This window comes from Mucilaginibacter sp. GW822-FHT03E02, from assembly GCF_058801545.1.
On the sequence record NZ_JBXANJ010000001.1, the window covers coordinates 3,432,321 to 3,444,420 of the forward strand.

Sequence of the window (12,100 nt, forward strand, 5' to 3'; positions counted from 1 at the left end):
TTTCGGACGATGGATCTCCGAAAGTAAAAAGTGCGGAGGGTCTCGGAACAATTTGCCCACAAGCATTATCACGACCATTATATTATGTCATTGCGAGCGATAGCGTGGCAATCCCGTCGGATGCATAGGGGATTTGCATCGTTTGCGATTGCTTCGTACCTCGCAATGACATGGTTTATTTCGTCATTTCTGCATGCGTTGGATGTGTCGGCACCATAGCCAACTTTTGTATTTACTCATCGCCTGTGGAGATATAGCTGATAGGTAGACTACACCAAAGGATCAATCTTAGCAGACAGTGCCTCTATAAATTGCCGGGAAACGAATTCAAAATAATTCGTAGGTATAAATGCCTCTTCGATTTGATTTGTTTTATAATTTTTCCATATAAATCGTTGGCGGTTTTCATTTCGTTCATTTATTAGAATAAGCCCTATCGTACCCCTTATACAGCCATCTCCGACGTCATCCAACCAAAATGTGTCTCTACAATAATCCAAAGATGCTGTCTTATCCCCTTTATAATCCACATCGAAATACTTTTCATACAGGTCATAAAACAATTCTTCTTTCGGTATCATCTCAGATTTGAAATAGATGCGATTTTCAGACCCTTTCAAAAATCCTTTTAAATGAAATAAGGAATTTGATAATGTTGTTCGTTCTTCATAAATACCCACTGTAATACCGTCTATCCGAAAACAAAGGTTCCCCCAATAGTCTGCTTTATCATGGTCTGTAAGTTCCCAATGGAAAGCAAATATTCTTGAATCGCCTATCTTTTTCGTCATAGGTAAAGCATCAATTTCAGCAGATAATTCTTCTACAAATTGATGAGAAACCAATTCAAAATACCCTTGAGGTATAAATGCTTCCTCGATTTGATTCGTTTCATGGTACTTCCATATAACTCTTTGTCGATTTTCATTGGGTTCATTTAGTAGTATAAGCCCTATTTTATCCCTTATGCTATCTTCTCCAATCTCATCCAACCAAAATGTGTCGCTAAAATAACCAAAAGAGGCTGACGAATCCCCTTTATAATCCCTATCGAAATACTTTTCATATAAGTCATAATACAGTTTATCTTTGGGAATCAACTCAGATTTGAAATAGATGCGACTTTCCGATTTCTTTAGAAACTCCTTCAGATAATATACAGAAATAGATAATGTAGTAAGTTCTTCATAAATACCAACTTCAACACCACCTATCCAAAAACAAAAATTTCCCCAGTAATCATTTTTTCCATGATCTACAGGTTCCCATTGGTATGCAAATAAACTCTTATCGCCTATAATTTTCATTGCACCTTTAAACAAATCACTATTTCCTCTCGCCCTGCAAAGTTGCTGCTATCTGCAATGCTTTATAGGCGTTTACAATACCGCCGGTTTTGCTCAGGGTTGTAAAATCAACCTTATCTGTTTTGCTGCCGGGTTTGTAAACCATGGTGCCGGTAAGCGGGGTGGCTGATGCCAGGATCACCTGCTTTAGTTGTTTGGCACTCAGATTAGGATAATACTCCAGCAAAAGAGCCGCGATGCCTGATGTTATAGGTGCCGAAAAACTGGTACCATCTTCGGTGTTAAACTCCGCATCAGTATCAACAGTGGTAACCTTTACACCCGGGGCAAAAACATCCACCATCTTTTTACCGTAGTTGCTAAAGTCGCCGGCCAGGTGATCGCCCAATTTTGCAGATGAAGCGCCCACGTTGATCAGGTTATCTGCATCTGTTGATGAACCATCGGCAAATAAATCATTCGGATAATCGGGGTTCTTATCCATATCGTCGTTATCATTTCCGGCAGCCAGCACCAGCAACACATCTTTTGAGGCAGCGTACTTAAACGCATCATCAACCCATTGCTTATGCGGCGATAGTTTTTTGCCAAAGCTCATGTTAATGATTCTGGCCCCGTTATCAACCGCGTAACGGATGGCATTGGCAACATCTTTATCGTATTCGTCGCCATTTGGCACAGTTTTAACGGCCATAATGCGCACATTATCGGCCACGCCATTAATTCCGTAACCGTTATTACGTACCGCGCCAATAAGCCCGGCCACGCCTGTACCGTGCGATGCATCGGCAAATTTTAACAAGTTATTACCGTAAGGCTTATGATCCATGCTATCTACATTGTCGCCAACAATTCTTTTTCGGGCTTCCAGGTCGGGCGCAAGGTCATTGTTCAGTTTGGCCAGGTATTCGCTCAAATCTTTAATAATTTCGGCATTGGTTTTATTACCGCCTTCCTGCGAGAATATGGTTGTCCAAACATATTTACTCTGGCTCAAAGTGTCGTTGGCCGTTTTCAGGTTTACCAGATCCGTTTCCCTAAAAGTGCCGCTTGCCCCTATTTTAAGCGCCTGTTTAATATACCCGCTGGTTGCCATCAGCGCGTTCATAATAGGCTGTAGCTGCGAGGTTTCGGTAGTTGCCTTGTTTAGGGTTGTATCATAAATAGTTTTAACGCGCTGCCAATAAGCAAATTCTTTTTTGTTGGTAGCGGTGCTATCGGTAACATTTGCGTACTTGCCTTTCAGCTTATTGTACTCGCGCACCTCCTCGGTAGTTTCGTTAAAGTCTGCTTTACCTCCGGCACCGCCCAAAAAATTCCAGCCATGTATATCATCCACATAACCATTATGGTCGTCATCAATGCCATTGCCCGGAATTTCTTTTTTATTTACCCATAAAATACTTTTAAGGTCTTTTTGCAGGGTGTCAATACCACTATCCAGGGTAGCCACCACCACTGTTTTACTTTGCTTGCCTTTTACAAAAAGATAAGCTTGTTTTAAGCTGATGCCAAAGTAGCCATCAGTTTTAAGATCCATCAGGTGCCAGAACTTTGGCGGTTCGGGATCGGACTTTTTCACGGCCTCCTGGGCCGTTAACGTTGTAGTTATTGCTAATGACGAAAATAAAAGGCCGCTTAAAATAAATGAACGAAAGTTGAACATGTACAAGTATTAGAAAATAAAAAAAATTAGAGGTCGAATTTGATCCCCTGAGCTAAAGGCAACGTTTTTGAATAATTAATAGTATTGGTTTGCCTCCTCATGTAAACTTTCCATGCATCAGATCCCGATTCGCGGCCGCCGCCGGTTTCTTTTTCGCCGCCAAAAGCGCCGCCTATTTCGGCTCCTGATGTACCAATGTTTACGTTGGCAATTCCACAATCAGAACCAGCGTAGGATAAAAATTGTTCTGCCTCGCGTAAATTATTGGTCATAATGGCCGATGATAAGCCCTGCGGCACCCCATTTTGCAGCTCAACAGCCTCCTCGATGGTTGAATATTTAATCAGGTACAGTATGGGGGCAAAGGTTTCGTGCTGTACAATTTTGTAGTGATTTTCTACCTCGGCAATACAAGGCTTTACGTAACAGCCCGAAGCATAGGCATCGCCTTCCAGCTTACCGCCTTCTACCACAAAGTTTCCGCCTTCGGCTTTACATTTCTCAATCGAATCAAGGTAAAGCGCTACCGCATCGGTATCAATAAGCGGCCCCATATGGTTATGCTCATCCAGCGGGTTGCCAATACGTATCTGGCCATAAGCGCTTACCAGTTTTTGTTTAAAGGCATCATAAACACTTTCGTGAATAATGAGCCTGCGTGTGCTGGTACAGCGCTGCCCTGCAGTACCCACCGCGCCAAATACTGCGCCAATTAATGACATATCCAGGTCGGCATTTTCGGTGATGATGATGGAGTTGTTACCACCAAGTTCCAGCAGGCTTTTGCCCAGCCGTGCGCCAACCGCCGCCCCAACAGCCTTACCCATCCGGGTTGATCCCGTGGCCGATACCAGCGGTATCCGGGTATCATTGGCCATCAGTTCGCCAATGTTACGGTCGCCGTTAATTAAATTCAAAACGCCATCGGCTATGTTGTTGTTTTTCAAAACCTCCTGCGCTATGCGCTGGCAGGCAATAGCGGTTAAAGGTGTTTTTTCAGATGGCTTCCATATGCTTACATCGCCGCAAACCATTGCCAGCAGCGAGTTCCAGCTCCAAACGGCTACCGGGAAGTTAAAGGCCGATATAATGCCTACAATACCCAGCGGGTGGTACTGCTCATACATGCGGTGTTCAGGCCTTTCGCTGTGCATGGTTAAGCCGTACAGCTGACGGCTCAGGCCTACGGCAAAATCGGCAATATCAATCATTTCCTGCACTTCGCCCAGGCCCTCCTGCAGGCTTTTACCCATCTCGTAAGATACCAGGGTACCCAGGTCCTGTTTATTAGCGCGCAGGGCCTCGCCTATCTGGCGCACAATCTCGCCGCGTTTGGGCGCCGGCGTTGTACGCCATGTTTTAAACGCTGCGGCAGCCTGCTCAACTACCTGGTTATAATCGGCTTCGGTAGCAAATTTAACCGAAGCTATTTTTTGGCCGTCAACCGGCGATGTAATATTTTTTATTGCTGCACCGGCGCTGCTGCCCCAGTTGCTGCCTGTACTAAAAGCATCATTTACATCGTTTATATGTAAACGTTTTAGAATGTCTGTTATATTAAGGCCCATAATTGTTACTTTTGCCAAAGGTAGAAATCTTTAAAGCAATTTTTTGAATTGCGGGTTTATAATGATTACTGTTAATTATCAATGCTTTGTAATTAACGGTTGTTAACAATGTTTGAATGTTGAAAACTTATTTGCAAATTGGTTGCTTACTTATTTGTATTTTGACTTCAATAAGTCTTTACAAGACAATTACAATTGTTAACCTAAAGCGGATGTTCTGCAAACAAAATTGAATGGAAGAAGAATTTGAATTTGGTTTTACTGAAGATCCCAAATTTTCGGTAGAACGGTACGAGGAAATGATTCGAAATCAAGACCAGTACTTTTTTGATGCCCAGGCGTTTGAGAACATTATCGACTATTACATCGAAAAGAATGATCCGGCCAGGGCGCTACAGGTAGCAGAGTATGCGCGCAATCAGCACCCATTTGCAGCGGTATTTTTAATTAAACAGGCCCAGTTACTGGTAGTAGGCAATAAGGTACCCGAAGCTTTTGCAGCGCTTGAAAAAGCAGCCATGCTGGAGGCCTCAGATGCCGATATTTACATCATCCGCGGCAACCTGTACGAGAGTATGGAGCGTTTTAGCGAGGCCCTGGAAAATTACGAAAAAGCACTTGGCCTGGCCGAGGAAACCGACGAAATACTGCTGCATATAGCTTACGTTTACCAAAACATGGGCGATTACGATACCGCCATAAGTTATCTTAAGTTGTGCCTTAAGCAAAATATGGAAAACCAGGATGCCCTTTACGAACTGGCTTTTTGCTACGATGTAATGGACAACCAGCAGGAAAGCGTACAGTTTTACCAGCAATACATCGACAACGAGCCTTATAGCTACGCCGCATGGTACAACCTGGGCAATGCCTATACCAAATTGAGCTTGTTTGAAAAAGCTATTGATGCGTATGACTATGCCATCCTGATTAAGGATAGCTTTGCATCGGCCTACTTTAACAAGGGTAATGCCCTGGTTAACCTGGAAAAATATGCCGAAGCTATTGAAGTGTACCGCCACACCTTTGAGTACGAGCAGCCCAATGCCGATACTTATTGCGCCATAGGCGAATGCTACGAAAAGCTGGAGCAGATGGATGACGCCCGTGCATTCTATAAAAAATCGGTAAAAATGGATCCAAAACTGGCAGATGCCTGGTTTGGTATCGGGGTTACACTTGATTTTGAGGAACGCTATTTTGAGGCGCTGCACTTTTACAAAAAGGCCCTTGATTTGGATATTGCCAATGCCGACTACTGGTTTGCCATTGCCGATGCCGAGTATAAACTGGGCCACATGACCGAAGCCGAACAAGCTTATGAAAAAGTAGTTGAACTAAACCCGCTGGATATTGACGCCTGGCTGGATTACTCATCTATATTGTATGAGCAGCAGCGATTGGTTGGCGCTATTGAAATTATATCACAAGCCATAAAAAACAACCCTGAAGCTGCAGAGCTGTACTACAGGATGGTAGCCTACCTGTTTGCCAAAGGCGAATACAACGAAGCGCTAAACCACCTGGAAATGGCCCTGACCAGCGACCCGGAAAAGCACTATATTCTGTTTGATTACCTGCCTCAATTACAAAAAAACAAAGTGATTGTGGATATTATTAACCGGTATACGAAGTAGATGCTTTGATGTGCAGATTTCAGATGTGCAGATGAAAAAAAGGAAAGGGGATGATGATTTGATTGGCAAATCGTTATCCCCTTTTTCATGATTGCTTTCCATTTTTTACAAATCAATCATATGCACAAATCAAAATTCAAAAAATCTGATAAATCCGAAAAATCTTGGTTCAGAAAAAAATCATTTGCACATCTGAAATCTGCACATTTGCACATCAAAACATCTACTTCTTAGTAGTAATTTTTACCACGCCATTGATGCCTTTGTCGCCATAGATGTCGATCGCTGACCTGTCTTTTAACACATCAATACTTTGAATGCAGTTTACAGCGATGTTTTTTACACCGGCTGCTGCTATCTCTTTACCGTCAAGCAAATAAAGCGGCTCGTTGGTCTTGCTGTCTCTTCTCATCGTGAAATAGCCTTTGTAATCGGCATTGCCTGCAATACGCCCTTTAAATGTATCCTGTTGGGTTACAACTCCGGTGTAGGATGGGGCATTATCTTTTAATGGTATTACTTTGCCGGTTTTATTTTCTGTGGTTTTAGCAGGCTTATTATCATCAGCCAATTTAAAGCTGATAGGGACAGAATATTGTACCCGCACAGGCTTGCCCTTTTGCGTACCCGGCGACCAATTGGGCGACATTGCCAGCACTCTAAGCGCTTCGGCATCAATATCGGGGCTTACTCCCCTGACAATTTTATTGCCCGATAGTGAGCCGTCTTTTTCAACCACAAATGTAATAATCACCCGGCCTTGTATTCCTTTTTCGCGGGCGTCTTTAGGGTAACGTATATTTGATCCCAGGAATTTGACAAATGCTTCAATCCCTCCGGGAAATTCGGGCAAGTGCTCAACGGAAGCAAACACGCTATTGGTTGAATTTGGCGGTAATTGCTCAATTACAGGTGGCGGATAGTCTTGCTGGCCTGCGCCTGCTGTTTTATCGCTCTTATCTAAAGTAAAAGCTATAGGTACAGAAAACCGTGTGCGTACTTTATGGTGATTTTGTATCCCTGCTTTCCAGGTTGGAGACAGCTTTAAAACCCTTATAGCCTCCTCATCAATTTCGGGGCTTACGCTGCGCTGTACCCTGATGTTTGACAGGCTACCGTCTTTTTCAACAATAAAGGTACAAATTGCTCTTCCCTGGATGTGCTGCTCCCTGGCTGTTGCAGGATACCGGATATTTGATGCTATAAATTTACCAAAAGCTCCAATACCTCCCGGAAACTCGGGCAATGTTTCTACCGATGAAAACACATCATCGCTTGTAGTATCGGCCAGGCTTTTGATTTCGGCACCTTTTATCGGTTCGTTTTCGCCAAGTACAGTTGATAGATCAACCTGTGTGGCCGGTGTAATAAAAATCTCCTGGGCTTTGCTGTTGATAGCCGTAACGGCCTGGCTATTATTGATAGTAGCAGAAGACAGGATCAACATTAAAATAAACAGTGGTGCAGATAAACCATACTTAATAAGCCTGATACGCTGCGATTTGTTTTTTTGCAGCATCATAATACGCTGTTTCAATAAACTATGGTTAAAAAAGGGATTCACCAGCCGGTGGGTTGGTGCGTTAAACGTTTGGCTTAATAATAATAAAGCGTATTCGGCTTTGCTGGTGCCGGCCTGTACGGCCTGCCTGTCGGCAATGTATTCGTGAATGTGTTTAATTGCAATACGATACAGGTAAACAACCGGGTTAAACCAATTAATGATCATCACCATTTCTACAAGCAGCACATCCGCCGAATGCCATTGCTGCGCGTGTACCTGTTCATGCGCTTCAATAACGGCATTATCCGTGCTATCTTCACTTAGTTTTACCGTTTTAAAAAAAGAATAGGGCACCTCGGCTTTGGGCATCCGCATAACCCGGCGTAGTTTAAACAGCTGCAGGGTAAGCTTTGCCGATAAAATTAAAATACCCAGTAAATACAGGGAGGCCAATATTTCGCCCATTTTAATGTGGCTGCTTTCCGTTGTATTAAGCTGGTATTGGATAGCAGGAAGGTTATAAATGGTATATTTTACCTGCTGGGTTATAAAAAGATTTTGAACCCAGTCGGCCTGTATAACAGGTATAAAAAACGATAGAAGAGCGGCCGTGACAAGATAAATCCTGTTTAATTGAAAAAAGGTTTCTTTACTCAGCAACAAAACATAAAACGCATAAAATAAAACCAGGTAAATGTTTACCAGTAATAAATATTGCCACCAGCTCATAACTATTTGTCTTTAAGTTTTTCAATCAGTTTCATGATCTCATCAGCCTCTTTAAGGTCAATTTTCTCTTTCTTTACAAAAAAGGAAAGCATCCGGTTAACCGAATTATCAAAATATCCACTCAGTAATTTATCCGATGCAAAATCCTGGTATTGGTCTTTACTTACTATGGGATGGTACTGGTGGCTTTTGCCAAATGCGGTGTGCCCCACAAAGCCCTTTGTTTCCAGTATTCTGATAATGGTTGATACCGTATTGTAAGCCGGCTTTGGCTCGGGCAGCATGTCAATAACATCTTTTACGTAAGCTTTTTCAAGCTGCCATAATACCTGCATTAGTTGTTCTTCGGCGCGGGTTAATTCTTTAATTTCCATGTGCGTTGTGTAAAAAATGCCAATGTTTATTTAAATCACACCGGCTATCAATTGGTTAATCTAAGTTAGAAACTATAAACCAAAATAACAACTAAAAGCTTAGTTTTGTTTTATTAAACATTAAATCCTCATCTTCGTTATGTTACTTTATACCCAATTATAAATGAATATAACCATTCATGGCGCTGCACGTAACGTTACCGGCAGCAAGCATCTTATTCGCCTAAAAGATGACACCTCCATATTATTGGATTGCGGCATGTTCCAGGGCATGGGCGATCAATCTGACAACCTGAACGAGCATTTCGGGTTTAACCCTAAAAAGGTTGATTATATGGTATTATCGCATGCGCACATTGATCATTGCGGATTAATACCCCGGCTGGTTGCCGAAGGCTATGATGGCCCCATTTATTGCACACCCGCCACTATGGATCTTGCCCGCATCCTCCTGATGGATTCGGCACATATCCAGATGCAGGATGCCGAATATAGCAATAAGCACCGCGCGCGCAAAGGCCTGCCCCTGATTGAGCCTCTTTATACAGATAAAGAAGCTATGGACGCGCTAAGGCTTTTTAAGCTTGTTGAATATAATGAAGAGTTTGAGATTACGCCGCAGGTAAAACTAAGGCTTACCGATGCCGGGCATATTTTGGGCAGTGCGGCCGTGCATTTGGCAATTACCGAGTATGGCAAAGTTACCAATATCACCTTTAGTGGCGATGTTGGCCGCTATGATGATATGCTGCTGAATGATCCGCAACCGTTTGAGCAGGCCGATTATATTTTACTTGAATCCACTTATGGCGATTCGCTGCATAAGGACCAGGGGCCAATCGAGGAGGCTTTACTGGAGATTATTAAACAAACCTGCGAGGTTAAGGGCGGCAAAGTTATTATACCGGCTTTTAGCGTTGGCCGCACGCAGGAACTGCTCTATGCACTAAACTCCCTGGAATTGAAAGGAACGCTGCCCGATTTGCATTATTATGTAGATAGCCCTTTATCAGAAAAAGCGACGGAGGTTTTAATGAACCATCCCGAAGTGTATAATAAACAGGTTAAATCGGTACTAAAAGTTGATGCCAATCCTTTCGGTTTTAAGGGCCTGCATTTTATCCAGTCAACCGAAGAGTCAAAGGCGCTGAACGATGACCCGCGACCATGCGTTATCATCTCCTCATCGGGCATGGCCGAGGCCGGGCGTGTTAAGCACCATATCAAAAACAATATCAACAATAATAAAAACACCATTTTGATGGTAGGCTACTGTGAACCAAGTTCCCTTGGCGGGCACCTGCTTGCCGGCGACCATGAGGTACGCATTTTTGGCGAAATGTACCCGGTAGATGCCGAAGTGCGCTCGATAAGATCAATGAGCGCCCATGGCGATTACGACGACTTGCTGCACTTTTTGGCCTGCCAGGATCCGGCGAAAGTAAAAGAGGTATTTCTTGTTCATGGGGAATATGACGTTCAACAACATTTTAGCAACAAACTAAAGGACAAAGGTTTTAAACAGGTTGAAATACCCTACCAGCACCAAAAGATCGAACTGCATTAGTATCAAATAAAAAAGCGATGGGATATCCCATCGCTTTTTTATTGCTGTTTGATATAATTCAATCAATTAAAATCCCCGCGCCGGTTGTGGCTTAGGTAATTCTTTACGTGGTATCATTTCTGCACGCTGGCTGGTGTTGTACACAAACGATGCTATAATGATAGCCGCCTGTTTCAAATCATCTTCAATCAGGCGATCATAGGTGTCCTGGTTACTGTGGTGCGTGCGCGAGCCGTAGTCAATGGCATCCTGTATAAACTGAAAACCGGGAATGCCCACCGCATCAAACGATTGGTGATCGGTACCGCCTGTATTGCTAATGGTAACTGTAGTGGCACCAAGGTCTTTAAACGGCTCCAGGTACGATTTAAATATCGGCCCGGCGGCAGAGTCGCCTTGTAAGTAAATACCCCTTATTTTACCGGTACCATTGTCAAGGTTATAATAAGCCGATAGTTTGGCCTGCTCAGGTTTCAATTCCATTGTTTTAGGATCGCCAAAGTGATTAAGTACATAACCGCGCGAGCCAAACAGCCCTTGTTCTTCCGAGCTCCATAATGCAATGCGGATAGTACGTTTGGGTTTAAAACCAATAGCTTTCAGGATGCGCATAGCCTCCAGCATTACCGCGCTGCCCGCCGCGTTATCTGTTGCACCGGTACCGGCGTGCCATGAATCAAGGTGGCCACCTATCATTACCACCTGTTCTTTTAATTTTTTGTCGGTACCCGGTATCTCGCCAACTACGTCATAACCTTGCAGGTCATCGGTAAAAAACTGGGTTTTAATATCGGCTTCAAGCTGTACCGGCTTGCCTGCATTTACGAGGCGTAAAATACGTTGAAAATCTTCGCTGCTGGTTTCCAGTTCAGGCGCAACGGCCTTTGCGGTATCGGCATATGATGCGCCGTTGGTGGTAAATACAGTACCATCTGTGCCGCGGGCCTGGCTTAGTACAAGGGCAACTTTCTCGGCCTGTAAAAATGCACCTAATGAAGCTCTGAATGCGCGTTGCTTACGCATAGCCGCAAACTGCGGCGAATTTGGATCAAATGCAGTACGCTGGCGTGCAGGGGCCATGGTAGCCTTTTCCATCTTATCAAGCTCCTCATCGGTGTAACGCGCTGCATCTGATTTAAATGTGCGTTCGGTAAGTGGTTTGGTATCAAATATTACAATTTTACCAGCCAGCTTACCTTTGTACTTTTCCAGTTCGGCGGCCGAATCGGCTTTTACTACCATTACGTCACCTTTTATCAAGCCACCTGTTCCTGGGGTCCATGCTTTAGGGATAGCTATAATGGCATGATAGTATGGCACGGTAATAGCAGCGTAGTTTTTTTGAACTTCCCAGCCCCTGCCAAATTTACCCCACGATTCCAGCTTGGCATTGGCTATGCCCCAGGTTTTCAATTGTTCAACGGCCCAGTTTTGAGCGCGTTTTAAACCCGGCGAACCCGACAGGCGTGGGCCGGATACATCCGTTAAATAAAAAGCGGTTTCCATTACCTTAGAATGGTTAAGGCCTTCTTCGCGGATTTTTTGAACCATGGCTGGATCAACGGTTTCCTGTGCGAACAACTGTGCACTTATGCCAGCAGAAAGCAGGCATGAAAAAAGTAATTTTAGTTTCATAGTTAATAATTAATAAGATCAGTTAATAACAAACCTATTTATTAATCAACAAAAAACCGCAGCCACGCTTTAACAAAGTTGTTACATGTAAAAGTTTTTTGAGGTATATTTGA

8 protein-coding genes are annotated in these 12,100 nt (G+C 43.5%); 2 read left to right on the top strand and 6 right to left on the bottom strand.

The window, feature by feature from the left end; all coding sequences use genetic code 11:
* Positions 1-269: 269 nt before the first annotated feature.
* The 3 genes from AC1RM2_RS14215 to amaB are packed head-to-tail and all read right to left on the bottom strand — an operon-like array spanning position 270 to position 4,541.
* Complete coding sequence (locus tag AC1RM2_RS14215; protein WP_492985761.1) at positions 270-1,307, bottom strand: Imm42 family immunity protein; 1,038 nt, start codon at positions 1,305-1,307, stop codon at positions 270-272.
* A gap of 19 nt (positions 1,308-1,326) precedes the next feature.
* Positions 1,327-2,973, bottom strand: a complete 1,647-nt coding sequence (locus AC1RM2_RS14220; RefSeq protein ID WP_492985763.1) for a S8 family serine peptidase — start codon at positions 2,971-2,973, stop codon at positions 1,327-1,329.
* Positions 2,974-2,999: 26 nt separating this feature from the next.
* Positions 3,000-4,541, bottom strand: coding sequence for an L-piperidine-6-carboxylate dehydrogenase (amaB, locus tag AC1RM2_RS14225; protein ID WP_492988250.1), 1,542 nt, complete (start codon positions 4,539-4,541; stop codon positions 3,000-3,002).
* 233 nt (positions 4,542-4,774) lie between these two features.
* Here amaB and AC1RM2_RS14230 point away from each other — a divergent pair, with 233 nt between their 5' ends.
* Complete coding sequence (locus AC1RM2_RS14230) at positions 4,775-6,178, top strand: tetratricopeptide repeat protein (protein WP_090638257.1); 1,404 nt, start codon at positions 4,775-4,777, stop codon at positions 6,176-6,178.
* A gap of 223 nt (positions 6,179-6,401) precedes the next feature.
* On the opposite strand, the gene AC1RM2_RS14235 is transcribed toward AC1RM2_RS14230, so the two are convergent.
* Positions 6,402-8,411, bottom strand: a complete 2,010-nt coding sequence (locus tag AC1RM2_RS14235; RefSeq protein WP_492985764.1) for a TonB family protein — start codon at positions 8,409-8,411, stop codon at positions 6,402-6,404.
* A gap of 2 nt (positions 8,412-8,413) precedes the next feature.
* Positions 8,414-8,785, bottom strand: coding sequence for a BlaI/MecI/CopY family transcriptional regulator (locus AC1RM2_RS14240; protein ID WP_090638409.1), 372 nt, complete (start codon positions 8,783-8,785; stop codon positions 8,414-8,416).
* 163 nt (positions 8,786-8,948) lie between these two features.
* On the opposite strand from AC1RM2_RS14240, the gene AC1RM2_RS14245 reads away from it, so the two are divergent.
* A complete protein-coding gene (locus AC1RM2_RS14245; protein WP_492985765.1) occupies positions 8,949-10,352 on the top strand; it encodes an MBL fold metallo-hydrolase RNA specificity domain-containing protein in 1,404 nt (467 codons plus the stop codon).
* A gap of 66 nt (positions 10,353-10,418) precedes the next feature.
* Here the strand turns inward: AC1RM2_RS14245 and AC1RM2_RS14250 are convergent, their stop codons facing one another.
* A complete protein-coding gene (locus AC1RM2_RS14250; protein WP_492985767.1) occupies positions 10,419-11,987 on the bottom strand; it encodes a M28 family metallopeptidase in 1,569 nt (522 codons plus the stop codon).
* Between the last annotated feature and the right edge of the window lie 113 nt (positions 11,988-12,100).